Source organism: Streptomyces sp. NPDC031210, from assembly GCF_055570395.1.
In genome coordinates, this window is sequence record NZ_JBVIHH010000008.1 from 122,579 (window position 1) to 148,460 (window position 25,882).

The following is a 25,882-nucleotide window of genomic DNA, read 5'->3' on the forward strand; positions in this document are numbered from 1 at the left end:
ATAGCGGTGCAGCGGCGGTACTTGAGCCTGGCGGCGGCGGGACTCGCCACAGCCATGACACTGACTCTCGCCGGCTGCGGCAGCGGCCCGGACGGCGACGAGGTCACCCTCAAACTGATCGCGGCGGACTACGGCGACAGCCAGGCCAACAGTTCCGAGAACTACTGGGCCGAGGTCAGCCGGGCCTTCGAGAAGAAGAACCCGGGCATCAAGATCGACGTCGACGTCTATAGCTGGACCGATGTCGACAAGAAGGTCGAGGACCTGGTCAAGGCCGGCAAGGCACCGGACCTGGCGCAGATCGGCGCGTACGCCGACTACGCCGCCAAGGACAAGCTCTACAGCGCCGACGAGCTGCTCTCCATCCCCGTCCAGGCCGACTTCACCACCTCCCTGGCCGAGGCCGGCGAGTACAACCGCGTCCAGTACGGCCTGCCCTTCGCCGCCAGCACCCGGCGGCTGTTCTACAACAAGAAGCTCTTCGCGCAGGCTGGCATCACCGACCCCCCGGAGAGCTGGGACGAGATAGCCCGCGACGCCGAGCGGCTGAAGGCGCGCGGCGTCAAGATGCCCTTCGCGCTGCCGCTCGGCCCGGAGGAGACGCAGGCCGAGACGCTGATGTGGATGCTCAGCGGGGGCGGCGGCTACACCGACAGCATCGACAAGTACACGATCGACTCGCCGGAGAACATCAAGACCTTCCAGTGGGTCCAGAAGGAACTCGTCGGCAAGGGGCTGACCGGCATCGAGCCCGCCGACCTCAACCGCGGCGAGGCGTTCCAGGGCTTCGCCAACGGCGAGGTGGGCATGCTCAACGGGCACCCCACCCTCATGAAGCAGGCCGAGGCCAAGGGCATCGACTACGGCACCGTCGAGCTGCCCGGCATCAACGGCAAGGCCAAGGCCACCATGGGCGTCGCCGACTGGATGATGGCGTTCAAGCACAACGGCCACCGCGCACAGGCCGGCAAGTTCCTGGACTTCGTCTACAGCCGGGAGAACGTGCTGAAGTTCTCGGGCGAGTACGGCCTGCTGCCGGTCACCGCCTCGGCCTCCCAGGCGATGCTGGCCGACGACAAGTACGCCAAGCTGCACGGCTTCCTCAAGCAGCTCGGCACCGCCGAGTTCTACCCGGCGAACAAGACCTCCTGGCCGATGATCTCCAAGACCGTCAAGGCCAAGATGGGCGCCGCGGTCGGCCCCAAGGGCAACCCGGAGGGCGTGCTCACCGACATCCAGAACGCCGCCGACATGGCGGACAACACCGCCGAGTGACCGGCCGGCCGGCGCGCCGGGTGTTGTCCGACCGTGGGCTTATCGTGGAAACCGTGATGACGAGCGGGACGGGCGGCGGCGACGCGCGGGGACCCGGCGACGCGGGCGGTCCCGGCGCGGGTGGCCCCGGCGCCGGGCCGCGCGCGGCCGCCCTGTCCGCCGGGGACGAAGCGGTCCTCGCGGTCGAGCGCCGCTCCTGGCCGGGGCCCGGCGCCAAGGAGCGCGTCATCCGCGAGCGCCTCGGCATCTCCCCGACCCGCTACTACCAACTCCTGAACGCCCTGTTGGACGACCCCCGCGCGCTCGCCCACGACCCGGTCACCATCAACCGCCTGCGCCGCGTGCGCGACGCCCGGCGCGCCCGCCGCTGACCGGCGAAGCGGGCCCGCCACCGGCCCGTCCCCGGCCCCGTTTCCGGCCCGCCCCCGCGCGCGGCCCGTGCGCGCGCCGGGGACCCGCGGGCCGACGCCCCGATGCTTCCGTACACCCGGCGCGCGCCCTCGGCCCGCCGGTAGGGTCGGCGCCATGGGCAGCCACCCGAACTCCGCGCCGCACCCCCTCCCCACCCCGGACACCGCAGCGGGCCGTGACGGCCTCGCCGCGTTCCTGGACCGGCCCGAACGCGCCGTGATCGCCCTCGACTTCGACGGCACCCTCGCCGACATCGTCCCCGACCCCGAAAAGGCCAGCGCCCATCCCGGCGCCACCGCCGCCCTCGGCCGGCTGGCGCCCCGGCTGCGCGCCGCCGCGGTGATCACCGGCCGCCCGGCCGGCGTCGCCGTGCGCCTCTCCGGAGTCACGGGCGTCCCCGGCCTCGACCACCTCGTCGTCCTCGGACACTACGGCGCCGAGCGCTGGGACGCGGCGACCGGCACCGTCAACGCCCCCGCCCCGCACCCCGGAGTCGCCGCCGTCCAGGCCGAACTCCCCGGCGTCCTGGACCGCACCGGTGTCTGGCACGGCACCTGGGTGGAGTCGGCCATCGAGACCAAGGGCGGCCGCGCCGTCGCCGTGCACACCCGCCGCGCCGCCGATCCCCAGGGCGCCTTCGACCGGCTGCGCGGCCCGCTCTCGGCGCTGGCCGAACGCCACGGCCTGATCGTCGAGCCGGGCCGCCTGGTCCTCGAACTGCGCCCGCCGGGCGTCGACAAGGGCGTGGCGCTCGCCGACTGGGTGCGCGAGACCGGCGCCACCACCGTTCTCTACGCCGGCGACGACCTCGGCGATCTCGCCGCCTTCGCCGCCGTCGAGAAGCTGCGCTCGGACGGCCTGAACGGCGTGCTGGTGTGCAGCGGCAGCGCGGAGGTCGCCGAACTCGCCGAGCGCGCCGACCTGGTCGTCGACGGACCGGCGGGAGTCGTCGCCCTGCTCGGCGCGCTCGCGGACCGACTGGCCGGAACGCCACGGCCGGGCGCTTGACCCCCGCCTACGAGGCGGCGCCCCCGCCACACCCGGTCTGACCCGGAAGACCCGCCTACCCCCGCAGCGCGTTCAACTGGTCCAGGAACCACCGGGCCGGCGGCAGCGCCGTGGCGGCCGCGGCCAGGCGCTTGGTGCGCTCGGCGCGCTCGCCGCCGTCCATCGACAGCGCCGTGTGCAGCGCCTCGGCGGTGGCCGTGATGTCGTACGGATTGACCGTCAGCGCGTCCTTGCCCAGCTCCTCGTGCGCGCCCGCCTCCCGCGAGAGGACCAGCGCGCAGCCGTGGTCGGAGACCACCGGGATCTCCTTGGCGACGAGGTTCATGCCGTCCCGGATCGGATTGACCAGCGCCACGTCCGCGAGGCGGTAGGCGGCGAGCGAGCGGGCGAAGTCGTCCTTGACGTGCAGGACGACGGGCCGCCAACCGGGCGTGCCGTACTCGGCGTTGATCTCCTCGGCCAGCCGGTCGACCTGCGCGGTGTACTCGCGGTAGACGGCCAGGTCCTGGCGCGAGGGATAGGCGAACGCGACGTGCACCACCCGCTCGCGCCACTCGGGGCGGTCGGCCAGCAGCCGGCGATAGGCCAGCAGGCCGCGCACGATGTTCTTGGACAGCTCGGTGCGGTCCACGCGGACGATGGTCCGGCGCTCCGCCCCACCGACCTGCGCGCGCAGCGCCGCGAGCCGCTCCTCGACATCCGGGCGGTGCGCCCGCTCCTGGAGGAACGCGGCGTCCGCGCCGAGGCCGTACACCCCGATCGACGTCCGGTGCGGCTCGCCACCGGGCACCGCCGAGAGGAGGTACGGCGACTCCTCGCGCGGCCGGAAGGCTTCGCAGTCCGCGCCCAGCGCGTCCTGGCAGCAGCCCATGAACGCCCGCGCCCACCGCTGGGTCAGGAAGTTCGCGTGGTCCGCGCCGAGGAGGCCCGCCGCCAGCTCGCGGCGGATGTCGTCGGGGAGCATCGCGAAGTATTCGGCGGGCGCCCAGGGGGTGTGCGAGAAGTGGGCGATGCGCAGGTCGGGCCGGCGCTCGCGGAGCATGCCGGGCACCAGCGCCAGGTGGTAGTCCTGGACGAGGACGGCCGCGCCGGGCGCCGCCTGCGCGGCGAGCTCGTCGGCGAACGCGGCGTTGTACGCCCGGTAGGACGCCCACCGGGCGCGGAAGTCCGCGTCGAAGGCGGGCTCCAGCGGCGTCTGGTAGAGCATGTGGTGGACGAACCACAGGACGGAATTGGCGATGCCGTTGTAGGCGTCGGCGTAGACGTCCGCGGGAATGTCCAGCATCCGGACGCGCTGGCCGCCGGTCTCCGCGGGGTCGAGCGCGCCGCCGGTGCGCCGTACGGCCTCCCGGTCGCCCTCGCCGAGCGCGGCGCACACCCATATCGCGTCCGTGTCCGGACCGATGGCGGACAGCCCGGAGACCAGACCGCCGCCGCCCCGCCGGGCGGTCAGCGCGCCGTCCTCGCCCAGGGCGTAGGAGACCGGACCGCGGTTGGACGCGACGAGAACCTCGGCACCACTGCGCTCGGAAACCATGCCGCGAGACTAACCCGCGACAGATCCGCGCAAACGTACGGAGGGCGCTCAGGCCGCGCGGCGTGCGGCGTACTCCGGTATTTCGGCCATGGGCGGCCGCTCCTCGGTGTCCACCTCCGTGGTGCGCGGGACGAAACCGCTCTCGCCGCGCTCGAACTGGGTGAGCTGGGGACGCACCAAGTGGCCACGGGTCAGGCGCAGTTGGGCGGTCCGGTAGATCGCCGCCGCCATCCTTCCCAGCGCCTGGCCGTCCTGGTGGCGGTGCTTGCGCACGCCCACGTCGACCTGGGCGAGGGCGTCGAGGCCGACGGTGTGCAGCGCGTCGACGAGCAGGCCCAGCTCGACGCCGTAGCCGACCGGGAACGGCAGCCTCTCCAGCAGCGAGCGCCGGGCCGCGTACTCCCCGCCCAGCGGCTGGACGAAGCCGGCCAGCCGCGGCCAGTGCAGGTTCAGCAGCGGGCGGGCGACCAGCTCGGTGACCCGGCCGCCCTGGCCGGGCCCGCCGCCGGAGCCGGTCTCCAGCGGCCGGTCGTACATCGCCTTGACGAACTGGATCTCCGGGTCGGTCAGCAGCGGCCCGACGATCCCGGAGACGAAGTCGGACGAGAACTCGCGCAGGTCGGCGTCCACGAAGCAGACGATGTCGCCGCAGGTGGCGAGCAGGGAGCGCCACAGCACCTCGCCCTTGCCGGGCAGGGCGGGCAGGCGCGGCAGGACGCTGTCCCGGCGGACGACCCGCGCGCCGGCCGCCGCCGCGACCTCGGCCGTACGGTCGGCGGAGCCCGAGTCCAGCACCACCAGCTCGTCGACCAGGGGGACCGCGCCCGTCATCAGGTCCGCGCGGATCGCCGCGACGATCGCGCCGACCGTCGCCTCCTCGTCGAGCGCGGGCAGCACTACGCTGACCGTCAGGCCCGTCTGCCGTTTGGCGTCCAGCAGCCGGCCGAGCGGGCGCTCGGCGGCGGACCAGGAGCGGCTGCCAAGCCAGCGCTCCACCTCTTCCAGCACGTCTACGACTCCTCGTGGCCGCCAAAAGAGCCGGCCGGTGTGATCCATCTCGCGGTTCGGACGACTATCTCAACCGTCCGGGCCTTCGGTTACAGTCTTGAACAACGCGGATGACCGTCGCATGTCGGGGGTGCCGCACCACAAACGCCTGGGTTTCGGCCCAGTGCCATACCGCTCATCCAGAGGGGCAGAGGGAAACGGCCCGTTGAAGCCCCGGCAACCCTCCAGCCGGTCTCCGCCATGATCACAGTGCGCGCGAGGCTCCCGGCTAGGGAAGGTGCCAAATCCGTCTCGTGGCGAGATGCGCCGCGAGGAAGATGAGGAGAAAGGGCCTCGCCTCCATGGCTGTGCAAGTCACCGAAACCACTCCCTCCGTCGCTCTCGGTCCCGCCGTCGCACTCTCGTGCCGCGAGTGCGGACAGCGCTTCGACCTCGGCCCGATCTTCGCCTGCCAGGAATGTTTCGGGCCGCTCGAAGTCGCCTACGACCTGCCGAGCGGCGATCCGGAAAGCCTGCGGAAGCGGATCGAGGCCGGTCCCGACAACATCTGGCGCTACGCCCCGCTGCTGCCCGTCCCCACCGACGTGGCCGAGAAGCCGAACCTGAACCCGGGCTTCACCAAGCTCGTCAAGGCCGACAACCTCGCCCGTGAGCTGGGCGTCACCGGCGGCCTGTACGTCAAGGACGACTCCGGCAACCCGACGCACTCCTTCAAGGACCGCGTCGTGGCCATCGCCGTCGAGGCCGCCCGCGCCTTCGGCTTCACCACGCTGTCCTGCTCCTCCACGGGCAACCTCGCCGGCGCGGTCGGCGCCGCGGCGGCCCGCGCCGGTTTCCGCTCCTGCGTGTTCATCCCGCACGACCTGGAGGCGGGCAAGGTCGTCATGGCCGCGGTGTACGGCGGCGAGCTGGTCGGCATCGAGGGCAACTACGACGACGTCAACCGCTTCTGCTCGGAGCTCATCGGCGACCCGCTGGGCGAGGGCTGGGGCTTCGTCAACGTCAACCTGCGCCCCTACTACGGCGAGGGCTCCAAGACGCTGGCGTACGAGATCTGCGAGCAGCTCGGCTGGCGGCTGCCGGACCAGCTCGTCATCCCGATCGCCTCGGGTTCGCAGCTCACGAAGATCGACAAGGGCCTGAAGGAGCTGATCGCGCTCGGGCTCGTCGAGGACAAGCCGTACAAGATCTTCGGCGCGCAGGCCGAGGGCTGCTCGCCGGTCTCGGCGGCCTTCAAGGCCGGCCACGACGTGGTGCGGCCGCAGAAGCCGAACACCATCGCCAAGTCGCTGGCCATCGGCAACCCGGCCGACGGGCCGTACGTGCTCGACATCGCGCGTCGGACGGGCGGCGCGGTGGAGGATGTCGACGACGAGCAGATCGTGGACGCGATCAAGCTGCTGGCGCGGACGGAAGGGATCTTCGCGGAGACCGCCGGCGGGGTGACCGTCGGTGTGACCAAGAAGCTCATCGAGAACGGTCTGCTCGACCCGTCCCTGTCCACCGTCGTCCTCAACACCGGTGACGGCCTCAAGACGCTTGACGCCGTCGCACCCACCACCGGGCCCACAGCCACCATCCGCCCGAGCCTGGACGCGTTCCGCGCGGCCGGCCTGGCCGGCTGAGCCCCGCCCGTACGCCGCCGCTGGCAGCACCGAACTCGCACCCGTCGCTGGAAGGCAGAACCATGAGCGTCAACGTCCGCATCCCCACCATTCTCCGCACGTACACCGGTGGCAAGGCCGAGGTCCCCGCCCAGGGCGCGACCCTGGCCGAGGTGATCGCCGACCTGGAGAAGAACCACCAGGGCATCGCGGCCCGTGTGCTGGACGACGCGGGCAAGCTGCGCCGTTTCGTGAATGTGTATGTCAACGACGACGACGTGCGTTTCGAGCAGGGTCTGGAGACGCCGACGCCGGAGGGCGCCGGTGTGTCGATCATTCCCGCCGTGGCCGGCGGGTGCTGATTCGCGCCATCCCTTCCCCCGCGTGACGTGAATTGCCCCGTTCGCCGAAAAGCGGACGGGGCAATTCCGTGTCGTTAAAGGGGATACCATTGTGGCGATCCCGCTCCGCGCGCATGCCGAACGCATATGAGACCGCGCCGAGTTGTGCGCAAAGTGTGTGCGGCTTTTGCCGCCTAGGTGCCGCTATGCCCGGCCCGACTCGCCCGGGATAAAGGGGAATCGCGGCATATCGCCGATTCCATGGGCCCCAGAATTCTCGTCCGATTGACCTGTTGCGCTGGGCAGTGGTGCAGATACATTCAGCGGCGGTCGACGCGTTCCGGCGCACACCCCACGGGCCTCTCGCGGGGTGAGGTCTGACCCGGGGTCGCGGAGTGCGGTCCTGTGCAAGGGCCAGTAATAGGGGAGTTAGGCATGGCTCAGGGCACCGTCAAGTGGTTCAACGCGGAGAAGGGGTACGGCTTCATCGCGGTCGACGGTGGTGCGGATGTTTTCGTCCACTACAGCGCGATCCAGATGGACGGCTACCGCACCCTTGAGGAGGGTCAGCGGGTCGAGTTCGAGATCTCGCAGGGCCAGAAGGGGCCGCAGGCGGACATGGTCCGGGTGGCGGCCGGCTGAAGCGCCGACCGACTGCAGCGTCAAGGAGGCCCGCACCCCTCGGGGGGTGCGGGCCTCCTGCCGTCCGCCGGGAGGCCCGCACCCCTCTACGAGACTCCGCTGGAGCCGCTTGCGCCCACCCGTCGCCCGACCACCGCCCCTATACAAGACTCCGCTGGAGCCGCTTGCGCCCACCCGTCGCCCGACCGCCACCCCGATACGAGACTCCGTTGGAGCCGCTTGCACTCTCGGGGGTCGAGTGCTAATCATTGCGTTAGCACTCTCCCAGTGAGAGTGACAGAACTTGGACCGGGCCGGTGAGGCCCGCAGGCGCGGTGGGGCAAGGAACCACCGGGCACGCTGGCCGTCCGTCGCGGGCGCCTCTCGGTCCGGAGCAATCCACCCCGTCCGGGAGGACCACTTCACATGGCCAAGATCATCGCGTTCGACGAGGAGGCACGGCGCGGTCTCGAGCGCGGGATGAACCAGCTCGCCGACGCCGTCAAGGTCACCCTCGGCCCCAAGGGCCGCAACGTCGTCCTCGAGAAGAAGTGGGGCGCCCCCACGATCACCAACGATGGTGTTTCCATCGCCAAGGAGATCGAGCTCGAGGACCCGTACGAGAAGATCGGCGCCGAGCTGGTCAAGGAGGTCGCGAAGAAGACGGACGACGTCGCCGGTGACGGCACGACGACCGCGACCGTCCTGGCGCAGGCGCTGGTCCGCGAGGGCCTGCGCAACGTAGCCGCCGGCGCCAACCCGATGGCCCTCAAGCGCGGCATCGAGAAGGCCGTCGAGGCCGTCTCCGCCGCCCTGCTGGAGCAGGCCAAGGATGTGGAGACCAAGGAGCAGATCGCCTCCACCGCCTCCATCTCCGCCGCCGACACCCAGATCGGCGAGCTCATCGCCGAGGCGATGGACAAGGTCGGCAAGGAAGGCGTCATCACCGTCGAGGAGTCCCAGACCTTCGGTCTGGAGCTGGAGCTCACCGAGGGTATGCGCTTCGACAAGGGCTACATCTCGGCGTACTTCGCCACCGACATGGAGCGTATGGAGGCGTCGCTCGACGACCCGTACATCCTCATCGTCAACTCCAAGATCAGCAATGTGAAGGACCTCCTTCCGCTGCTGGAGAAGGTCATGCAGTCCGGCAAGCCGCTGCTGATCATCGCCGAGGACGTCGAGGGCGAGGCCCTGTCGACCCTGGTCGTCAACAAGATCCGTGGCACCTTCAAGTCCGTCGCCGTCAAGGCCCCGGGCTTCGGTGACCGCCGCAAGGCCATGCTCGGCGACATCGCCATCCTCACCGGTGGCACCGTCATCTCCGAGGAGGTCGGCCTCAAGCTGGAGAACGCCGGTCTCGACCTGCTGGGCCGTGCCCGCAAGGTCGTCATCACCAAGGACGAGACCACCATCGTCGACGGTGCCGGCGACAGCGACCAGGTCCAGGGCCGCGTGAACCAGATCCGCGCCGAGATCGAGAACAGCGACTCGGACTACGACCGCGAGAAGCTCCAGGAGCGTCTGGCGAAGCTGGCCGGCGGCGTGGCCGTCATCAAGGCCGGTGCCGCCACCGAGGTCGAGCTCAAGGAGCGCAAGCACCGCATCGAGGACGCCGTTCGCAACGCGAAGGCGGCCGTCGAGGAGGGCATCGTCGCCGGTGGTGGCGTGGCTCTGCTCCAGGCTTCCCAGGTCTTCGAGAAGCTTGAGCTCGACGGCGACGAGGCCACTGGCGCCAACGCTGTGAAGCTGGCCCTGGAGGCCCCGCTGAAGCAGATCTCCGTCAACGGCGGCCTTGAGGGTGGCGTCGTGGTGGAGAAGGTGCGCAACCTGCCCATCGGCCACGGTCTGAACGCCGCGACCGGTGAGTACGTCGACATGATCGCCGAGGGCATCATCGACCCGGCGAAGGTGACCCGTTCCGCTCTGCAGAACGCCGCCTCCATCGCCGCGCTGTTCCTCACCACCGAGGCCGTCATCGCCGACAAGCCGGAGAAGGCCGCCGCCGGCGGCGCTCCGGGCGGCATGCCGGGCGGTGACATGGACTTCTGATCCTCCCGGATCACTCGTCCTCAACGTTCGCCGGGGCGGCACCCTTTCCGAAGGGTGTCGCCCCGGCGGCGTTCTCTCGCCACACGTCCATTTCACGCCGTCTTCACCCTTCCCCTACAACTCTCTCCGGTCGTCGCGGGTCTTGTGAGCGTCAACTGCCGCTCGGGCCAAGGGAGAAGGATCGCGCCCGCGCCTGTGGCGGCAGCGGCACACCATTCAGCCGTGGATGCCGCGTGCATCCATCCCGCAGGCAGCAGGAGAGTCCCGCATGCCCCAGCACTTCCGTACGACCCTGGCCACCGCGGCCGCCACCGCTCTGGCGGCCGGGCTGCTGACGGCCGTCACCGGCACCGCTTCCGCCGCCGGCAGTGCCGCCGCGAGCGGCGCTGACAGCGCCGCGCCGGCCGCCGACGGACGCCAGGGTGACTTCAACGGCGACGGTTACCGCGATCTCGCGGTCGCCGCGCCCGCCGCCACTGTCGACGGCAAGAAGGGCGCCGGCGCCGTCACCGTGCTCTACGGTTCGGCGCGCGGCCTGGACGCGTCCCGGCGGATCACTTTGAGCCAGAACTCCCCGGGCGTTCCGGGCGCCGCCGAGGCCGGTGACCTCTTCGGCTCGGCCCTCGCCGCCGGTGACTTCAACTCCGACGGCTACGCCGACATCGCGGTGTCCGCCCCGCAGGAGGACGTCGCCTCCGACACCGACGGCGGCACCGTGCAGATCCTGTGGGGCGCGGCCGGGGGTCTGTCCGGCAGCGGCGCCGCCACCCTCGCCGACCCCGCCCCCGCGCAGCACGACCGCTTCGGCGCGGCGCTGGCCGCCGGCGATTTCGACCGTGACGGCAGGAGCGACCTGGCCGTCGGCACCTCGTCCTCGAACCTGCACGTCTTCAAGGCGGGCTTCAGCCGGGCGGGCGCCGCAGGCGCGCATACGGCCATCGCGCTGCCCATCCTCGGCGAGTCCCGCAACGGCATCCTCCAGCTCACCGCCGGCGAGGTCACCGGCCAGGGCTACACCGATCTCGTCGTCAGCGCCTACGACAAGAACTCCCCCTACTACAACGTCAATTACTACCTGCCCGGCACCGCCTCCGGCCTGGTCGGCGCCCGCGCCAAGCGGCTGCCCGCCGGCATGATCACGGCCATCGGCGACGTCAACGGCGACGGTTTCGGCGACCTGGTCACCGGCATGACCTTCGACGACCGCGTGCCGGGCAGCACCAAGGGCGGCAAGGTCAACATCATCCACGGCTCGGCCGACGGCCCGAGGGTGGATCTGATCGACACCGTCACCCAGGAGTCCGGCTCGGTGCCCGGCAGCTCCGAGGCCGGGGACGCGTTCGGGTACGAGGTCGCGCTCGGCGACATCAACCGCGACGGCTTCCAGGACCTGGCCATCGGTGTGGCGCACGAGAGCATCGACGGCGCGGTCGAGACCGGTGCGGTGACCGTGCTGCGCGGCTCGTCCTCCGGCATCGACACCTCGCACAACGTCCAGTACTTCCACCAGAACACGCCGGGCGTCCCGGGTGCCAACGAGAAGGAGGACCTCTTCGGCGGCGAGGTCTTCCTCTCCGACCTCAACGGTGACAAGAAGGCCGACCTGACGGTGGGCGCCACCTACGAGGACGGCGGCAACGGCGCGCTCACCACCCTCCCCTCGGACGGCACCCGCCTGGTCACCACGGGCTCCCGCTTCCTCTCCCCGTCCACCGTGGGCGTCTCCACGGACGGCGCCCCGCAGTTCGGCAGCATCATGGCCGGCTGAGGCCGGCTCAACCCGCTCGGCTCGATCCGCTCCGCTCGGCCCGTTCGGCTCAGCCCGCTCCGCTCGGCCCGCCTGACGCACGTGTCAGGCGGGCCTTGCCCATGGCGGCGGGCCTGTGCGTGGCGCGTTGACCTGCCCGCCACCGGACACGACAGTTGCTCTCTGATGATTTCTCACGATCAGAGGTGAATTGTGACACCGCAGGTCCTTCCGCATGACGTGCAGGGCTCCGGCCCGCGACGAGCCCTCCTGCTTCACCACTGGTTCGTCGGCCGGTCGAGCTTCGACGGGATGCGCGCGCACCTCGACGGGGACGCGTACAGCTACGCGTTCCTGGACTGCCGTGGCTACGGCGAGGCGAAGGGCGCCGACGGTGACTTCACCATGGAGGAGATCGCCGGCGATGCCCTCGCCGTGGCCGACCACCTGGGCTGGGAGACGTTCTCGGTCGTCGGCCACTCCATGGGCGGGATGGCGGCCCAGTTGATGCTGCTGAACGCCCCCTCGCGCGTTCGCTCGATCATCGGGGTGGCGCCGGTCGCGGCGTCCGGCCTGCCGCTCGAAGGAGAGATGTGGGAGCTGTTCGCGGCGGCCGACCGGGAGCCGGGCAACCGGAAGGCGATCATCAACACCACCACCGCCGAACGGCACGACGACGCCTGGCTGGACGCCATGGTGAGCCGCTCGCTGGAACAAGCCTCCACTGCCGCCTTCCGCGCGTACCTGGACTCCTGGTCGCGGACCGATTTCCATGAGCGGGTCCAGGGCAACCCGACACCGGTTGCCCTCATCGCCGGCGCCCACGATCCCGTGGCGGGGGCTGAAGCCCTGCGGGACACGTGGCTGCGGTGGTACCCGAACGCCACGCTGACCGAGCTGGAGGACGCGGGCCATTTCCCGCCCGAGGAAGCTCCACAAGCCCTCGCCGTGGCCGTCGAGCGAGCCCTCGGCTAAGGGAGCGCCGGAGCGCGGGTCGCCGCCTCGCGCAAGTGCTGGACGCGGGCCCGGACCTGGTCGGCCGTGGGCCCCGCCGGACGGTGGTTCGGTGGGGTCTCGCCCCGGCAGGGGCCGCAGACGCCTCCGGGCAGCGCCTCGGGGCGCCCGGGGGCACGGCAGACGGTGCATTCCATGACGCGGAGGGTGTGGGGTGCCCGGGGCGTCGGGCGCGCGGGCCGTGCCGGGGCGGGGTCCGGCTCGGGCGGCATCTTGGCGAGCAGCCTGCCTCGGGCGAAGCGGCCGGGGTGGTGGACCTGCGGTGGCAGCCCGGAGGTCAGCGCGGCCAGCAACTCGTCGGTCGTCGCGCCCCGCGCGAGCCATTCCTCGGCGAGCGCTTCGAGCGCGTCGCAGTCGGCGGCGGACAGCGTCATACGGGGTTCGGCGCGGCCGAGGGCGGCGAGGAACGCGTAGGCGGGGCTGTGCGGGCGGCGTGGCGGCCGGGGCGCCGTGGCGGGATCCGGTGCGGGGGAGGCGGGCCGGTCGCTGGTCGGGACGTTCCCGGCGCACAGCGCCATCCACCAGGCGTCGTCGCGGGCGGTACGGGAGAAGTACGTCCGCGTCACCCAGAGGGGACTGCCGCCGTCACTCATGTGGTGCTCGGTGACGCGACGCAGATGACCGGCTTCCGACAGGCGCCGCAGCGCCGTCCGCAGGGCGCACTGGCCGTAGTCCGGTAACACCTTGGCCAGCGTCTTCACGGAGATGTCCGCGCCCTCGGGCAACCGGTCGAGGTAGGCGGCGATGGACGCCTCGCGGCGCGGCAGATGCGAGAAGTCGCCGGGCCGGGAAGGGCGTTGGTCGGGCGCGCTGCGCTTGCCGTAACCGGGGCGGGCGGAGGGGTGGGGGAGTGCGGACGCGCACGCGTCGGCGTTAGAGTCTTTGGAAGCCACGAGATCAGTCCTGTGGATCTTGATGGTCAGACCCCGGTCGGTGTTGGCGCACCTGCCGGGGTTGTTTGTTGTCGCGAACGCTAGACCGGCGTGACGTGTTGTGGCAAGCCGGTCACGGGTGGTCAAAGTCGGGCAGGGGGAGGGTGGGTGGGTTACTTCCCTCCGCCCGTTCCTTGGAAAGAGGGCTCGGGGTCCGTGGCTTGAGCCCCGGACCCCGAGTGGGTGTCAGACGCCCCGCAGATCCTCGGACTTGACGCCCGCGACGAACGCCGCCCACACCGGCGCCCGGAACACGAGCGCCGGGCCGTCGGGGTCCTTGGAGTCCCGAACGGGAACGATGTCGGAAAGCCCGTCGGCGACCTCCAGGCAGTCGCCGCCATCGCCACCGCTGTACGTGGACTTGCGCCAAGTGGCCGTGCTCACGTCGTACTCACGGTTGATCCTCATGTGCGTAATCCTCCGCCACTGATTCGATCAAGGCCAGGGATTCTTGTGGTGACAGTGCGCTGGCCACTAGCAGATCGTAGGTGAGTTGGTGGCGGCCGACCGTAGCTGGGTCGTCTTGCAGGCGGCCAGTTCCCAAGCCTTGGAGGTAGGCGAGCGGAGGCGCGTCCTCAAATTCCATCAGCTTGACGGAGCCGTTCAGCGCCGCATGAGCCCCCGCTGTGAACGGCAGAACCTGAATGACGAGCCTGTGCATCTTGGCCAGCGCCACCATGTGTCGTAGTGCCTCCGCCATCACTGCTGGACCGTCGACCTTGCGGCGCAGCACCGCCTCATCAAGGACGACCCACAACAATGGCGTTGTTGGATCGTCGAGGAGACGCGCGCGTTCGAGTCGGGCCTCGGCCAGTCGGTCGATCACGTCCTCGGTCGCGGTTGGCTGGTAGGCGCGGAACACCGCCCGCGCGTACGGCTTCGTCTGAAGCAGCCCGGGAATCAGCGCGGGCGCGTACTCCTTGATCACTTTCGCGAGCGCTTCCGCCTCCGCCGCTTCCGCGAAGTGATCCGGGTACTTGGACTTCGTCGCCGCCGTGCAATTGCGCGCGAAGTAGCCGTCCGTCTTGAGGATCTCGTCGATCCGCACGGCGTGGTCCATCTGCATCCGCCGGGTGCCCGCCTCCAGTTGGCCGATGAAGGAGCCGCTGACGAAGAGGGGGGCGCCGAGTTCGTCCTGGGTAAGGCCGGCCTTCTCACGCTGATGGCGTAACTCCGCGCCGAGCATCGCGCGGGGTGAGGAAGACGGATCGAGGGGCTTGGGTCCGGGCATCGCAGCAACTCCCTGTCGTACACGTTCGGTTGTTGGGTCTGCGCCTCTGTCCAGGCTAGCCCCGCAACCGCCACTCTGTGTGCACAAAGCGAACACTCAGCGTGGAAGGTGATGGTCATGGCGGAGACACCGGTTGAGCAGGTGCGGGCGGCCGAGGACGTGACGGCGGAGCTGAATGCCGCGCTGCGGGCGGTGGGGGTCACCCTGCCCTCGCTGCGTACCGATCCGGTCTCCTGCGCGAGCGCGGCGATGGGGCCGCTCATCGAGCTGGGGCGCTGCAATCTCAGCACCGCCCGCAGGCTCACCGAGATCCTGGCGGCCTACGAGGTCACGGCGTGCCGGGAGCGTCAGGCGTGAGTCCGGTGACCGGCCCCGCTCCGGTCGGTGGCTACGCCGTGGACGGGCGGGACGGTCGGGTCGGCAAGGTCATGGGGCAGGTGGGGCCGTGCGTACAACTGCGCCCGCCCGGGGGCGGCCGGGAATGGGACTGTCCGGCGCACGCGCTTCGGGCCGCCCCGCCGGACGCCGTGCTGACGGCACGGGTCAAAGAGCTGAACTGGGAGAGCCGGATGCCGTGACGGGAGCGGGGCCGGGCGGGGGACCGTCGGGGGAGCGGGGGCCGGTGTTCAGCTCCGTCCGCAGGTGCTTGCCGAGGCCGAAGGAGTACGTGGCCAGGAAGCCGGTGAGGTAGCCGGCGGCCAGGCCCAGGGCGTAGACGGTGAGCGTGGCGGCGAAGCCCTGGTTGCCCTTGACCAGGGGAAAGAGGGCCCAGCCGGAGGGGCCGATGGCGGTGGAGCCCACGGTGGTGCCCAGTTGGTGGAACAGGCCCACGAAGCCGCCGCCGACGGCGCCGCCGAGACAGGCGGTGATGAAGGGGCGGCCCAGTGGCAGGGAGACGCCGTAGATCAGTGGTTCGCCGACGCCCAGGAAACCGGCGGGGAGGGCGGACTTGATGGTTTTGCGGATCGAGCCGTTGCGGGGGAGGCGGACGTAGACGGCGAGGGCGGCGCCCACCTGGCCCGCGCCGGCCATGGCGAGGATCGGCAGCAGGACGGTGTAGCCCTGCTGCTCGATCAGGGTGGTGTGGAGGGGGATGAGGGCCTGGTGGAGGCCCAGCATGACCAGCGGGAGGAAGAGGCCGCCGAGGACGAAGCCGGCGAACGCGCCGCCGTGGGCGAGGAGCCAGTCGGCGAAGGCGCCGATGGCGGTGGCGACCTCACCGGCGGCATACATCAGGCCGAAGAGGGTGACCAGGCCCGTGACCAGGACCGTGAGGGTGGGGGTGAGCAGTACGTCCAGCGCTTCCGGGACCTTCCGGCGGCACCATTTCTCGATCCGGACGGCGAGCAGTGCGGCGGCCAGCGCGCCGAGCACGCCGCCCTGTCCGGGCGCGAGCTTCTGGCCGAAGGCGGTGACGTGTGTGACGCCGGGAAAGACGATGATCGCGGCGACCGCGCCACCGAGGACGGCCGTGCCGCCGAACTCCTTGGCGGTGTTGTAGCCGACGAAGACGGCGATGAGGGACATGAAGCCGGAGGCGATGGCGGCCAGCGCGGGGACGACCGACGGGAGCACGCCGAGATTGGTGAGCAGACCGTTCAGCCCGGCGACGATGCCGCAGCCGATCAGGGCCGGGATCAGTGGCACGAAGATGTTGGCGATCCGGCGGAGGAACAGCTTGGCCGGAGTGGCGTTCGCGGCCTTCCGGCGGGCTTTGAGGGCGGCGCCCTGGGCGGCGAGTTCCTCGGCGGTGCGGGTGGGGGCCGCGTCGGCTGTGGGGGATGCGGAGGCAGCGGTGGGCGCGGTGGGCGCGGTGGTGCGGGCTTCTTCGGCCAGGCGCTCGAACTCCGGGGTGACGCGGGCGACCGTCCCGGGGCCGAGCACGATTTGGTAGGTGTCGTCCTCGACCACTCCCAGAACGCCGGGCAGCGCCTTGAGGGCGTCGTCATCGACCAGTGAGCGGTCCTGGAGGCCGAGGCGGAGGCGGGTCATGCAGTGGGCGATGGAGGTGACGTTCCCGGCGCCGCCGACGAGGGGCAGGAGCGCGGCGGCGAGGGCGCGGTTCTTGTCTCGTTTCTCTTCTTCGGGCATATGGGGTGCCTTGCTGTGTGGGCGACGAGGCGGGGGAAGGTCCGGTAGGGCGGGCGGGTCAGGTGGGGCGGGCGGCGTCGAGGGCGGCGCGGAGATGGCCGTGGGCGTCGCTGAGCAGGCGGTCGGCGGTCGGCGCGTCGACTCCGCCGAGGAGGGTGAGGATGGCGTGCTTGACCTCGCCGTCCGTGGCGGCGAGGGCGGCCTCGATCTCCTGGTCGCCGGCGCCGGTGGCGAGCGCGACGATGCGGTGCGAACGGGCCCGGAGCTTTTCGTTGGAGGCCCGGACGTCGACCATGAGGTTTCCGTAGGTCTTGCCCAGCCGGATCATCGTGATCGTGGAGAGCATGTTGAGCACGAGCTTCTGGGCCGTGCCGGCCTTCAGCCGAGTCGAGCCGGTCAGCAGCTCGGGGCCGACGACGACCTCGATGCCGTGTTCGGCCACCGCGGCCAGCTCCGAACCGGCGTTGCAGGACAGGCCGATGGTCAGTGCGCCCAGCGAGCGGGCGTGGGCGACCGCGCCGACGGCGTACGGCGTGCGGCCGGAGGCGGAGATCCCGACGACGGTGTCCCGGCCGGTCAGGCCGATCGCCGACAGGTCCTCGGCGGCCAGCTCCCTGCTGTCCTCGGCGCCCTCCACGGCACTGACCAGCGCGGACGGGCCGCCCGCGATGAGCCCGAGCACCTCGGAGGGGTCGGTGTTGAACGTCGGCGGGCATTCGCTGGCGTCCAGCACACCGAGCCGGCCGGCCGTACCGGCGCCGGCGTAGACCAGCCGTCCGCCGCGGGCCATCCGCGCGGCGGTGGCGTCGATGGCGGCGGCGATCCGCGGGAGCTGGGCGGCGACGGCGGCCGGGACGGCGGCGTCCTCGTCGTTCATCGTCCGGGCGATCTCCAGGGTGGAGCGCCGGTCGATCTCGGCGAGCTCGGGTCGGAACGCCTCGGTGGTGAGGGTCTCCAACTGGGCCCGCAGTCGTGCGTGGTCGGCGGTGGAAGTCATGGGCGTGGCAGCTCTTTCCGGGCTCCGGGAGGGGACGGTCGAGGTCAGCGCTGGGCGCGCGGGGAGTGGCGGTGGGCGAGGGCTTCGTAGGACGCGGACAGGGCGGGCGCCGCGGTCTCGTACGTACGCTGCGCGACACCTATGAACAGGCAGTCCACGACGAGGAGTTGGCTCGTGCGGGACGACATCGCGGCCGGGCGCAGCTCGCTCTCGCGGGCCGTCGAGGTGGTCAGGATGTGATCGGCGTACGCGGCGATCTCGCCGTCCGGCCGGCCGGTGATCGCGATCGTCGTCGCGCCGTGGTCGAAGGCCACCCGCAGGGGCTCTATGACATCGGTGGTCCGCCCGGAGTGCGTGATCGCCAGGGCGACGTCGCCGGGCCGCATCTGCACGGCGTTCGTCACCGCGAGGTGCGGATCCGCGTGCGCGTGCGCGATCAGGCCGATGCGCAGCAGCTTCTGGGCGAGGTCCTGGCCGACGAGGTTGGACGCCCCGATGCCGTAGACATCGATCCGGCGGGCGGTGGAGAGCGCGCCGACGGCCGCTTCGAGCTGGGTGACGTCGAGCGCCGCCGCGGTGTCGGCCAGGCACTGCCGCTCCTCCTGCGCGAGCTTGGCGACGACATCGGTCAGCGCGTCGTCGACCGCTATATCCGCGGTCACCGCGGGCGCGCCGCCGGCCGCCTGCTGCGCGGCGAGCGCGGCCAGCGCCAGGCGCAGATCGCGGTAACCCGGGTAGCCCAGCAGCCGGGAGGTTCGCACGACGGTGGCTTCGCTGGTGCCCGTGCGCTCCGCGAGGCCGGTGACGGTGAGGGCGGCGCAGCCGGCCGGATCGCCCGCCACCGCCTCCGCGACCCGCTGCATCGAGCGGGTCATCGTCGGCGCGAGCGTACGGACCTTGGCGGCCAGGGCCGCGGGGGCGGGGGGAGTCGGGGACGGTGCCGGCCGGGACTCGGCGGCCGGGCTCTTGAAAGTTTCCTTCATGACGCTGCTCACATCTGAAAAGTAATTTCAGCGCCAGACGGCGTCAACACCCGCCGTGCGCCCTGTGGAAAAGTCGCGCGACCGGCGGCGGGCTGTGGATGACGACCGGTGCGCGGCACCGGTCCGGGGGACAATGGACGGCATGGAGCTGGAACAGGCATTGCATGCCGCGCGGGCGCTGGTGCTCGCCGACCTGGTGGCGGACGACGTGGCCGACGCCGACATCGTCTCGCTCGTCGAGGACGCGGTCGTCCACCGCCGATGGTGGGTGGAGCAGTGGCCTGAAGGCGCCGGATTCGTCGCCGGGCTGATAGCCCAGGACGTCCAGGACGCGCTGCTGGAGCGGTACGGCCGCTGGCCGCTGTGTCCCGTGTGCACGCAGTCCGGAGATCCCCACGCCCTCGATGTGGAGCCGGAGTTGGGGCCCGATCCGCACTGGGTCTGTCCCAAGACGGCGGTCGCGGTGGCCCGCGTGGGCAGGCTGCGCGCTCCGGCGGAGGGCTGACGTGGCGACCGGGGCGGAGCGCTGACGTGGCGACCGGGGCGGAGCGCTGAGGTGGCGGTTTATATCGATCCGCCCACCTGGCCGGGCCACGGCCGGCTGTGGTCCCACCTGATCAGCGACACCTCCTTCGAGGAGCTGCACCGTTTCGCGGCCGCGATCGGCGCCCCCGAGCGGGCGTTCGAGCGGGATCACTACGACGTGCCCGCGGAGCGGTACGCCGACGCGGTGCGGGCCGGGGCGGTGGAGGTCGGCAGCAAGGAACTCGTACGCCGTCTGACGGCCGCGGGCTTGCGCCGGCCCAAGCACCGCCGCCCGCCCGGTGACGGCACGGCCGGCGGCGCGTCGTAGCGGCGGCGGGGCGGCGGGGCCGCGCACCATGGGCCTGATCGCGCGCCGCAGCCGAAAGGGACCGGCCCGCCGCAGCCGAAAGGGACCGTCATGTCAGGCAGAGAACCGGCCACCACGCTCGACACGCGATACAGCAGCGAGGGCGCCACCGCCACCGCGTGGGCCGCGGCCGTCGGCGGGATGACGGAAGCGGAGATCTTCTGGCTCACGACCGTCCGCCCCGGCGGCCGCCCGCATGTCACTCCGCTGCTGGCCGTCTGGGCGGACGACGCGCTCCACTTCTGCACCGGCCCGGACGAGCGCAAGGCCAAGAACCTCGCGCACGACCCGCGGTGCGTGCTGACCACCTCGACCGCCGGCGGGAACGACCTGCACGCGGGCCTGGACGTGGTCATCGAGGGCGAGGCGGTGCGGGTCGAGGACGAGTCGGCGCTGCGCCGGCTGGCCGAGACGTACGCCGCGAAGTACGGCAGCGAGTGGCATTTCGACGTGCGGGACGGGGCGTTCCACGGGGCGGGCGACCGCGCGGTGGTCTTCCGGGTCGAGCCGGTCACGGCCTTCGGCTTCGGCCGGGGCGAGACCTACAGCCAGACCCGCTGGAGCTTCGACGGCGCGGAGGGGTGAGGGCGCTCAGCGCTGCCGGGCCTCCTCCGGGGCGCGGGTGACCGCCGCCGACGAGGCGACGAGCCGGGTGCGCTGCGAGGAGCGGTGCAGCCGGAAGGCGACGGCGGTCGTGGCGACGGCCGCCGCGGCCAGCGCCGCGCCCGTCCACGCCACGGCCGGGTAGCCCCACTTCGCGCCGATGACCAGCCCGCCCAGCCAGGGGCCGATGGTGTTGCCGATGTTGAAGGCGGCGGTGGTGGTCGCGCCGGCCAGCGTCGGCGCGGCGTTCGCCACGTTGAACATCCGGGCGTTCAGCGCCGGAGCGGTGGTGAACGCAGTCACCCCCAGCATCAGCGAGAGCGCGACGGCCGCGACCGGGCTGTGGGCGGTCAGCGCCAGGACGGCGAGGACGACGGTGGACGCGGAGATGCCCACGAACAGCGTCCCGAAGAGGTGCGCGTCGGCGATCCGGCCGCCGATGAACGTACCGATCAGCGCGCCCACGCCGAACAGCCCGAGCACCGTCGGCACCCAGCTCTCGGCGAGTCCGGCGGTGTCCGTGAGCAGGGGCGAGAGGTAGGAGAAGAGGGCGAAGACCGCGGCGCCGTTCAGCGCGGTGGCGCTCAGGGCCAGCCAGACCTGCGTGTCCTTGTAGATGGCCAGTTCGCGGCGCAGCCGGGGCCGGTCCTCCCCGGTGGGCACGGGCGTCGCCGGGACCAGCGCGATCACCCCGATCAGACCGACCGCGGACAGCGCGGCCACCGCCCAGAAGGCGGCCCGCCAGCCCGCGTGCTGGCCGAGCAGCGCGCCGGCCGGGACGCCCGCGATGTTCGCGATGCTCAGCCCGCCGACCATGACGGCCATCGCCCGGGCCCGCGCGGTCACCGGGACCAGCGAGACGGCGACCGCCGCGCCGACCGCCCAGAATCCGGCGCAGGCCAGCGCGCTCACCACCCGTGAGACGAAGAGCACAGCGTACGAAGGGGCCAGCGCGCCCGCGACCTGCCCGAGGCCGAAGAGGGCGAGCAGCGTGATCAGCGTCGTGCGGCGCGGCAGCCGGAGCGTCGCGGCGGCCAGGACCGGCGCGCCGACCACCATGCCGATCGCGAACGCCGACACCAGCAGACCGGCTTGGGGGATGGAAACCCCCAGGTCACGGGCGAGCGGCTGGAGGATGCCGGACAGCATGAACTCGCTTGTCCCGAGCGCGAAAACGGACAGGCCGAGGACATAGACGGCTATGGGCATACGGGTGGAGGCGGGATGAGCTGGCATGTCAGCAACCAACAGCGGTGAAGCCACTGACATTCCCGGGTGGGCTCGCCCGGTCGGCGGCTGAGCGGTCGGCGGCTCAGCCGGTCGGGAGGCTCGGCCGGTCAGGACGTCAGGAGGCTCAGCCGGTCAGGGCGTCAGGAGGTCAGCTCGTCAGGAGGTCCAGTTCGGTGGCGAGGTTGCGGCGGGCGAGGTGTTCCCACTCGTCGAAACCCAGTGGGGTCCTGAACAGCCTTGGCAGGGAAAGGAGTTGGCTCAGAACGACGGCTCGGCCGGTGCGGAAGTCCGGCTCGGGGACGAACGCGTACTCCTCGCGGACCGCGGCGGCGTAGGCCGCGTACCGCTCGGGCGAGCCGGCGAGCACCGCCAGATCGGCGTCGCACAGCACCTCGCCGTCAGGGTCGTCGGGCGCCGGATCGTGGGTGACGGTGAGCCGCACCAGGCGGGCGACGTCGGCCGTACGGGCCGCGCCGATGCCCAGTTCGGGCAGCGCGCGCTCGGCGAGGGCGGCGCTGCGCTCCTCGTTCTCGGAGCGGTCCGGCCGGTAGACCGCGTCGTGGAACCAGGCCGCCAACTGGACGGCGGGCAAGTCGTCCGCGTAAGCGGCCAGTTCGTCGATCCGGTCCAGGACGGCGGCCAGATGCGCGACGTTGTGATAGCGCCGCTGCGGCTCGCTCCACCTGGCCAGCAGGTCGTCCGCGTACGGGAGGGGATCGGGGCCCTCGGCGCCCCGGGAGCCACGGGCATTCGCCACGGTGGCCGCCCAGCGCCGGCGCAGGTCCGGTGCCGGGTCGGTGGGGCGCGCCGTAGGGGACACGGGAGTCATGCGAGCCATTGTGCCCCGGGGGCGCGGGACGGTGCGCGGTGGCGGAGCGCGGGCGAGGCGCGGGCGGAGGGGGGTTTTGGGCCTCGCCTGATGAGGCAATGCGCGCATCCAGGGGTCGGCAGCCCTTACGCTGGTCTATTGGACTAGACCTGTCGTCGGCTCGGGATTGGGGTCACATGAGTAAGCGCGCACTCCTGGAGGTGATCGCGCTCGACCCGCAGGACGCGGTCGCCGCCCAGGCCGGAGGGGCTGACCGCCTGGAACTCGTCACCGACATGGCGGCCGACGGGCTGACCCCGACGCCCGCCGTCTTCGCGGCGATCCGGGCGGCCGTCGACCTGCCGCTACGGGTGATGCTGCGGGCCGCCGACGGGTTCGCCGCCGGTGACCTCGCGGCGCTGTGCGAGGACGCCGCGGCGCTGCGGGCGGAGGGCGCCGACGAGTTCGTCCTCGGCTTCCTGACGCCCGACGGCCGACCGGACATGGACGCCGTCCAGGCGCTGTCCGAGGTGATCGACGGCTGCCGCTGGACCTTCCACCGGGCCATCGACCGGGCCGCCGACCGCGACGCGTTGCGCAAGGAGCTGGCCGGATCGGCGGCGGCCGGCCTCGACACGATCCTGACGGCGGGCGCTGCCCAGGGGGTCACCGAGGGACTGCCGACGCTGCTGGCCGAACAGGCCCGCACGGCGGCGGACGAGCCGGGATACGCGCCGCGCCTCCTGGTCGGCGGCGGGCTCACCCTCGACCATCTCCCGGCGCTGCGCGCGGCCGGTCTCGACGCGTTCCACATCGGCGGTGCCGCCCGCCCGGACGGCTGGTCGGCGCCGGTGGACGCGGCGGCCGTACGGCGCTGGCGCGAGGCGCTGGACGACGTGGCGGGCCAGGCCCTGGCGTAGGGCGGCCACCGCGTGGGAAGCGGGCTCCGGGCAGGCGGCCGGGGCCCGTTTCCCACGGGCTTCGCCGACGGCCCGGCTCCCGGCCCGCGGCTCATGCCCTCAACGGCTCTCCCTCTGCCCCGGGCTCTCCCGCTGCCCCGGGCTCTCCGGCCGCCCCAGGCTCCCGCTGCCCCAGTTGCTCCGGAAGCCCCGCCGCGTGAATCACCGTCAGGCCGGAAACCGGGCGGGTCAGGCAGACGTACAGCCGGCGCAGCCCGGTGCGCTCGTCCGGTTCGCCGTCGACGATCGCGGCCGGCTCGTCCAGCACCACGTAGTCGTACTCCAGGCCCTTCGCGAGCGTGGCGGGCACCAGCGTCAGCCGGGACGCGGCGGTCGTCTCCTCGCCGGGGGCCAGGCAGGACACCCCCGCCGCCGCCAGGGCCGCCCGCAGGGCCGGAACGCGGGCCTCCGCCGCGATCAGCCCGACCGAGCCCTCCTTCGCCAGGGCCGCGTCGCAGGCCCCCAGGACGGCCGCGTCCAGCTCGCCGGGCGCGACGCGGCGTACCTCGAAGTCGCCCGCCGACTCGCGGATCGAGGTGGCCTCCGTCAGGTCGGGAGCGATGGCCGGCAGCAACCGGGACGCGTACGCGATGACCTCACGCGGCACCCGGAAGCCCTGCGTCAGCTCCTCCACCGTCGCCTCCGGCTTGCCCAGATGGGCCAGCGCCTCCTCCCAGGTGCCGGTCGCCCACGGGGTCGTGCCCTGCGCGATATCGCCGAGGATCGTCGCCGAACCCGTCGAGCAGCGGCGGCCCACCGCGCGGTACTGCATCGGGGAGAGATCCTGCGCCTCGTCCAGGACCACATGGCCCAGCGAGTGGGTCCGAGCCACCAGGTCCATCGCCTCGTCGATCAGCACCGCGTCCGCCGCGGACCACTTGGCGCTCTTGACGCTCCGGGCCGGCTTCGCCCACAGGATCGTCTTCTGCTCGTCCGGCGTCAGGATGCCCTCGGCCCGCTCGGCGAGGAACTCCGCGTCGCCCAGCAGCCGCAGCACCAGCTTCGCCGGATCGACCGGCGGCCACACCTCCTTCACCAGCGCCTTCACCGCGGCGTTACGGGCCACCGCGTCCTGCACACGGTCGTCCGGCGCCTCGCCGGCCTGCTCCATGCGGACCAGCACGGCGTGCGCGATCCGCTGCGGCAGCGCCTCGCGCGCCGCGCCGTAACGGATCTCCCGGTCCATCAACTCCCGGACGATCTCCTCCAGTTCGTACGCGGGGACGCGCCAGCGGCGGGAGCCGCGGACCACCACGCACGGCTCCCGCGGCATCGTGATGTGCGAACGGACGGCGCGGCGCAGCACCTCCGCCATCCGCGCGTCGCCCTTGACCGTCGCGGCGGCCGCGTCGTCCGTGCCGCGCACCTCCACATGCCCGACCAGGTCGTCGACCGTGGCCTGCTTGACCTCCAGCTCGCCCAGCGCGGGCAGCACCTGCTCGATGTAGTGGAGGAAGGAGCGGTTCGGGCCGATGACCAGGGTGCCGGAGCGGGCCAGCCGCTCCCGGTGCGCGTACAGCAGATACGCCACCCGGTGCAGGCCGACCGCCGTCTTGCCGGTGCCCGGCGCGCCCTGGACGCAGACCGAACCGCCGATCCCGGCGCGCACGATCTCGTCCTGCTCCGGCTGGATCGTCGCGACGATGTCCCGCATCGGGCCGACGCGCGGCCGCTCGATCTCCGACTGGAGGAGGCGGCTGGTCCGCTGCTCCTCGGACGGGTCGGTGAGGTGCTCGTCCTCGTAGGCCGTCAGCTCACCGCCCGTGTAGCCGAACCTCCGGCGCAGCTTCAGATCCATCGGGTCCTTCTTGGAGGCCCGGTAGAACGGCTGGGAGACGGGGGCGCGCCAGTCGATGACCATGGGGTCGCCGTCGGCGTCGTGGACGTGCCGCCGGCCGATGTAGAAGCTCTCGCCGGAGGCGCCTTCGGCGCGGTCGAGGCCGGGCGCGTGGAGGTAGTCCAGGCGGCCGAAGAAGAGCGGGGTGTGGGAGAGGTCGGCGAGGGCCTTGATGCGGGCGTCGATCTCGCCTTGCAGCACCTCGGCGTTGACCCAGTTCGCGGTGACGTCGGCGATGTTCAGCGCCTCGGCGTCGGCGCGCATGGCGCGGAGGGCGGCGCGGGAGGCGGCGAGGTGGGCGCGTTCGCGGTCGAGGGGGTTGGGGGAGGACGTGGCGTGGGGGTCGGGTGACGGGTGGGCGTGCGAGGGCACGGGGTTGCCTCCGGGAAGTGCTGCGGCGGGTGCGCGCCGGTGGAGCGGGCGCGGCGGGCCCGTGCGATGCGGCGGGCGGGTCATCGGCGTGAAGCGAAGGGCCGGCCGGTTTCCGTCCGGTCGGCGGCACTCCTCGGAGGGAGGCAGGCAGACGCGCGAGTGTAGTCAGCGGGGATTCGGGGCGCCAACGAATATTGGGCGGCCCGCGCCGAGGGATCTCCGGGGCCCGCGCCAACGGATCTCCGACGGTCCGCGTCAACGGATCTCCGACGGCCCGCGTCAACGGCTCTGCGACGGCCTACCCGTGCGGGATGACCCTGAGTCCGGTC

At 72.0% G+C, this 25,882-nt stretch carries 26 protein-coding genes and 1 riboswitch; of the genes, 15 read left to right on the forward strand and 11 right to left on the reverse strand.

Annotated elements, in window-relative coordinates:
• Nucleotides 1-6 precede the first annotated feature (6 nt).
• From ACZ45Z_RS16910 to otsB, 3 genes are all read left to right on the forward strand, one after another.
• A complete protein-coding gene (locus ACZ45Z_RS16910; RefSeq protein ID WP_468362603.1) occupies nucleotides 7-1,275 on the forward strand; it encodes an extracellular solute-binding protein in 1,269 nt (422 codons plus the stop codon).
• Between the two features lie 56 nt (nucleotides 1,276-1,331).
• Nucleotides 1,332-1,646 carry a DUF3263 domain-containing protein gene (locus ACZ45Z_RS16915; protein ID WP_468362605.1) on the forward strand — a complete coding sequence of 105 codons (315 nt, stop codon included), beginning with the start codon at nucleotides 1,332-1,334 and terminating at the stop codon, nucleotides 1,644-1,646.
• 154 nt (nucleotides 1,647-1,800) lie between these two features.
• Nucleotides 1,801-2,694, forward strand: a complete 894-nt coding sequence (gene otsB, locus ACZ45Z_RS16920) for a trehalose-phosphatase (protein WP_468362607.1) — start codon at nucleotides 1,801-1,803, stop codon at nucleotides 2,692-2,694.
• A gap of 55 nt (nucleotides 2,695-2,749) precedes the next feature.
• Here otsB and ACZ45Z_RS16925 read toward each other — a convergent pair whose 3' ends face one another.
• Both ACZ45Z_RS16925 and ACZ45Z_RS16930 read right to left on the reverse strand, forming a co-directional pair.
• Nucleotides 2,750-4,231 (reverse strand): alpha,alpha-trehalose-phosphate synthase (UDP-forming), encoded by a 1,482-nt coding sequence (locus ACZ45Z_RS16925; protein WP_468362609.1) that lies wholly within the window; start codon nucleotides 4,229-4,231, stop codon nucleotides 2,750-2,752.
• Between the two features lie 48 nt (nucleotides 4,232-4,279).
• Nucleotides 4,280-5,239 (reverse strand): glucosyl-3-phosphoglycerate synthase, encoded by a 960-nt coding sequence (locus ACZ45Z_RS16930; RefSeq protein WP_468362611.1) that lies wholly within the window; start codon nucleotides 5,237-5,239, stop codon nucleotides 4,280-4,282.
• 172 nt (nucleotides 5,240-5,411) lie between these two features.
• A riboswitch (SAM riboswitch) is annotated at nucleotides 5,412-5,563 on the forward strand.
• Nucleotides 5,564-5,580: 17 nt separating this feature from the next.
• Between ACZ45Z_RS16930 and thrC the strand changes: the two genes are divergently transcribed.
• From thrC to ACZ45Z_RS16960, 6 genes are all read left to right on the forward strand, one after another.
• Nucleotides 5,581-6,864, forward strand: a complete 1,284-nt coding sequence (gene thrC / locus ACZ45Z_RS16935; RefSeq protein ID WP_468362613.1) for a threonine synthase — start codon at nucleotides 5,581-5,583, stop codon at nucleotides 6,862-6,864.
• 62 nt (nucleotides 6,865-6,926) lie between these two features.
• Nucleotides 6,927-7,205, forward strand: coding sequence for a MoaD/ThiS family protein (locus ACZ45Z_RS16940; RefSeq protein ID WP_468362615.1), 279 nt, complete (start codon nucleotides 6,927-6,929; stop codon nucleotides 7,203-7,205).
• A gap of 414 nt (nucleotides 7,206-7,619) precedes the next feature.
• Complete coding sequence (locus ACZ45Z_RS16945) at nucleotides 7,620-7,826, forward strand: cold-shock protein (RefSeq protein WP_030576453.1); 207 nt, start codon at nucleotides 7,620-7,622, stop codon at nucleotides 7,824-7,826.
• A gap of 405 nt (nucleotides 7,827-8,231) precedes the next feature.
• Nucleotides 8,232-9,857 carry a chaperonin GroEL gene (gene groL, locus ACZ45Z_RS16950; RefSeq protein ID WP_468362617.1) on the forward strand — a complete coding sequence of 542 codons (1,626 nt, stop codon included), beginning with the start codon at nucleotides 8,232-8,234 and terminating at the stop codon, nucleotides 9,855-9,857.
• Nucleotides 9,858-10,125: 268 nt separating this feature from the next.
• Nucleotides 10,126-11,625, forward strand: a complete 1,500-nt coding sequence (locus ACZ45Z_RS16955) for a hypothetical protein (RefSeq protein ID WP_468362619.1) — start codon at nucleotides 10,126-10,128, stop codon at nucleotides 11,623-11,625.
• A gap of 192 nt (nucleotides 11,626-11,817) precedes the next feature.
• Nucleotides 11,818-12,579: an alpha/beta fold hydrolase gene (locus ACZ45Z_RS16960; protein WP_468362621.1), complete on the forward strand. Its 762-nt coding sequence runs from the start codon at nucleotides 11,818-11,820 to the stop codon at nucleotides 12,577-12,579.
• Here the strand turns inward: ACZ45Z_RS16960 and ACZ45Z_RS16965 are convergent.
• From ACZ45Z_RS16965 to ACZ45Z_RS16975, 3 genes are all read right to left on the reverse strand, one after another.
• Complete coding sequence (locus tag ACZ45Z_RS16965; protein ID WP_468362623.1) at nucleotides 12,576-13,511, reverse strand: hypothetical protein; 936 nt, start codon at nucleotides 13,509-13,511, stop codon at nucleotides 12,576-12,578. The genes ACZ45Z_RS16960 and ACZ45Z_RS16965 overlap by 4 nt on opposite strands.
• A 225-nt stretch (nucleotides 13,512-13,736) precedes the next feature.
• Nucleotides 13,737-13,958 (reverse strand): DUF397 domain-containing protein, encoded by a 222-nt coding sequence (locus ACZ45Z_RS16970; RefSeq protein WP_468362625.1) that lies wholly within the window; start codon nucleotides 13,956-13,958, stop codon nucleotides 13,737-13,739.
• Complete coding sequence (locus ACZ45Z_RS16975) at nucleotides 13,942-14,781, reverse strand: helix-turn-helix domain-containing protein (protein ID WP_468362627.1); 840 nt, start codon at nucleotides 14,779-14,781, stop codon at nucleotides 13,942-13,944. Before ACZ45Z_RS16975 ends, ACZ45Z_RS16970 begins: the two co-directional genes overlap by 17 nt.
• Before the next feature lie 117 nt (nucleotides 14,782-14,898).
• Here ACZ45Z_RS16975 and ACZ45Z_RS16980 point away from each other — a divergent pair, with 117 nt between their 5' ends.
• Entirely contained in the window at nucleotides 14,899-15,138 is a 240-nt protein-coding gene (locus ACZ45Z_RS16980) for a hypothetical protein (RefSeq protein ID WP_468362629.1), read from the forward strand.
• Nucleotides 15,135-15,359, forward strand: coding sequence for a hypothetical protein (locus ACZ45Z_RS16985; RefSeq protein ID WP_468362631.1), 225 nt, complete (start codon nucleotides 15,135-15,137; stop codon nucleotides 15,357-15,359). The genes ACZ45Z_RS16980 and ACZ45Z_RS16985 overlap by 4 nt, the downstream gene beginning before the upstream one ends.
• Here ACZ45Z_RS16985 and ACZ45Z_RS16990 read toward each other — a convergent pair.
• The 3 genes from ACZ45Z_RS16990 to ACZ45Z_RS17000 are packed head-to-tail and all read right to left on the reverse strand — an operon-like array spanning nucleotide 15,325 to nucleotide 18,852.
• Entirely contained in the window at nucleotides 15,325-16,872 is a 1,548-nt protein-coding gene (locus ACZ45Z_RS16990; RefSeq protein ID WP_468362633.1) for a PTS transporter subunit EIIC, read from the reverse strand. The two genes, ACZ45Z_RS16985 and ACZ45Z_RS16990, sit on opposite strands and share 35 nt — an antisense overlap.
• Before the next feature lie 58 nt (nucleotides 16,873-16,930).
• Nucleotides 16,931-17,869 carry an N-acetylmuramic acid 6-phosphate etherase gene (gene murQ, locus ACZ45Z_RS16995; protein WP_468362635.1) on the reverse strand — a complete coding sequence of 313 codons (939 nt, stop codon included), beginning with the start codon at nucleotides 17,867-17,869 and terminating at the stop codon, nucleotides 16,931-16,933.
• 44 nt (nucleotides 17,870-17,913) lie between these two features.
• Complete coding sequence (locus tag ACZ45Z_RS17000) at nucleotides 17,914-18,852, reverse strand: MurR/RpiR family transcriptional regulator (protein ID WP_468362953.1); 939 nt, start codon at nucleotides 18,850-18,852, stop codon at nucleotides 17,914-17,916.
• A gap of 142 nt (nucleotides 18,853-18,994) precedes the next feature.
• Between ACZ45Z_RS17000 and ACZ45Z_RS17005 the strand changes: the two genes are divergently transcribed.
• From ACZ45Z_RS17005 to ACZ45Z_RS17015, 3 genes are all read left to right on the forward strand, one after another.
• The gene (locus ACZ45Z_RS17005) at nucleotides 18,995-19,357 is read left to right on the forward strand and encodes a hypothetical protein (RefSeq protein WP_468362637.1); all 363 of its coding nucleotides are present in this window, start codon (nucleotides 18,995-18,997) and stop codon (nucleotides 19,355-19,357) included.
• A gap of 51 nt (nucleotides 19,358-19,408) precedes the next feature.
• Nucleotides 19,409-19,705, forward strand: coding sequence for a DUF4031 domain-containing protein (locus ACZ45Z_RS17010; RefSeq protein ID WP_468362639.1), 297 nt, complete (start codon nucleotides 19,409-19,411; stop codon nucleotides 19,703-19,705).
• A gap of 90 nt (nucleotides 19,706-19,795) precedes the next feature.
• Nucleotides 19,796-20,329, forward strand: coding sequence for a pyridoxamine 5'-phosphate oxidase family protein (locus ACZ45Z_RS17015; protein ID WP_468362641.1), 534 nt, complete (start codon nucleotides 19,796-19,798; stop codon nucleotides 20,327-20,329).
• 6 nt (nucleotides 20,330-20,335) lie between these two features.
• On the opposite strand, the gene ACZ45Z_RS17020 is transcribed toward ACZ45Z_RS17015, so the two are convergent.
• On the reverse strand, nucleotides 20,336-21,556 hold the full coding sequence (locus ACZ45Z_RS17020) for a Cmx/CmrA family chloramphenicol efflux MFS transporter (protein WP_468362955.1): 1,221 nt from the start codon (nucleotides 21,554-21,556) through the stop codon (nucleotides 20,336-20,338).
• A gap of 169 nt (nucleotides 21,557-21,725) precedes the next feature.
• Nucleotides 21,726-22,406: an HD domain-containing protein gene (locus ACZ45Z_RS17025; protein WP_468362643.1), complete on the reverse strand. Its 681-nt coding sequence runs from the start codon at nucleotides 22,404-22,406 to the stop codon at nucleotides 21,726-21,728.
• Nucleotides 22,407-22,582: 176 nt separating this feature from the next.
• Between ACZ45Z_RS17025 and ACZ45Z_RS17030 the strand changes: the two genes are divergently transcribed.
• Entirely contained in the window at nucleotides 22,583-23,305 is a 723-nt protein-coding gene (locus tag ACZ45Z_RS17030) for a copper homeostasis protein CutC (protein WP_468362645.1), read from the forward strand.
• A gap of 91 nt (nucleotides 23,306-23,396) precedes the next feature.
• On the opposite strand, the gene ACZ45Z_RS17035 is transcribed toward ACZ45Z_RS17030, so the two are convergent.
• On the reverse strand, nucleotides 23,397-25,553 hold the full coding sequence (locus ACZ45Z_RS17035; protein WP_468362648.1) for a HelD family protein: 2,157 nt from the start codon (nucleotides 25,551-25,553) through the stop codon (nucleotides 23,397-23,399).
• Nucleotides 25,554-25,882 lie beyond the last annotated feature (329 nt).

Coding starts and splice junctions, on each gene's coding strand:
- ACZ45Z_RS16915 (WP_468362605.1), top strand. CDS start 1,332: ATGACGAGCGGGACGGGCGGCGGCGACGCGCGGGGACCCGGCGACGCG.
- otsB (WP_468362607.1), top strand. CDS start 1,801: ATGGGCAGCCACCCGAACTCCGCGCCGCACCCCCTCCCCACCCCGGAC.
- ACZ45Z_RS16925 (WP_468362609.1), bottom strand. CDS start 4,231: ATGGTTTCCGAGCGCAGTGGTGCCGAGGTTCTCGTCGCGTCCAACCGC.
- thrC (WP_468362613.1), top strand. CDS start 5,581: ATGGCTGTGCAAGTCACCGAAACCACTCCCTCCGTCGCTCTCGGTCCC.
- ACZ45Z_RS16940 (WP_468362615.1), top strand. CDS start 6,927: ATGAGCGTCAACGTCCGCATCCCCACCATTCTCCGCACGTACACCGGT.
- ACZ45Z_RS16945 (WP_030576453.1), top strand. CDS start 7,620: ATGGCTCAGGGCACCGTCAAGTGGTTCAACGCGGAGAAGGGGTACGGC.
- groL (WP_468362617.1), top strand. CDS start 8,232: ATGGCCAAGATCATCGCGTTCGACGAGGAGGCACGGCGCGGTCTCGAG.
- ACZ45Z_RS16955 (WP_468362619.1), top strand. CDS start 10,126: ATGCCCCAGCACTTCCGTACGACCCTGGCCACCGCGGCCGCCACCGCT.
- ACZ45Z_RS16970 (WP_468362625.1), bottom strand. CDS start 13,958: ATGAGGATCAACCGTGAGTACGACGTGAGCACGGCCACTTGGCGCAAG.
- ACZ45Z_RS16975 (WP_468362627.1), bottom strand. CDS start 14,781: ATGCCCGGACCCAAGCCCCTCGATCCGTCTTCCTCACCCCGCGCGATG.
- ACZ45Z_RS16980 (WP_468362629.1), top strand. CDS start 14,899: ATGGCGGAGACACCGGTTGAGCAGGTGCGGGCGGCCGAGGACGTGACG.
- ACZ45Z_RS16990 (WP_468362633.1), bottom strand. CDS start 16,872: ATGCCCGAAGAAGAGAAACGAGACAAGAACCGCGCCCTCGCCGCCGCG.
- murQ (WP_468362635.1), bottom strand. CDS start 17,869: ATGACTTCCACCGCCGACCACGCACGACTGCGGGCCCAGTTGGAGACC.
- ACZ45Z_RS17000 (WP_468362953.1), bottom strand. CDS start 18,852: ATGAAGGAAACTTTCAAGAGCCCGGCCGCCGAGTCCCGGCCGGCACCG.
- ACZ45Z_RS17005 (WP_468362637.1), top strand. CDS start 18,995: ATGGAGCTGGAACAGGCATTGCATGCCGCGCGGGCGCTGGTGCTCGCC.
- ACZ45Z_RS17015 (WP_468362641.1), top strand. CDS start 19,796: ATGTCAGGCAGAGAACCGGCCACCACGCTCGACACGCGATACAGCAGC.
- ACZ45Z_RS17020 (WP_468362955.1), bottom strand. CDS start 21,556: ATGCCCATAGCCGTCTATGTCCTCGGCCTGTCCGTTTTCGCGCTCGGG.
- ACZ45Z_RS17025 (WP_468362643.1), bottom strand. CDS start 22,406: ATGACTCCCGTGTCCCCTACGGCGCGCCCCACCGACCCGGCACCGGAC.
- ACZ45Z_RS17030 (WP_468362645.1), top strand. CDS start 22,583: ATGAGTAAGCGCGCACTCCTGGAGGTGATCGCGCTCGACCCGCAGGAC.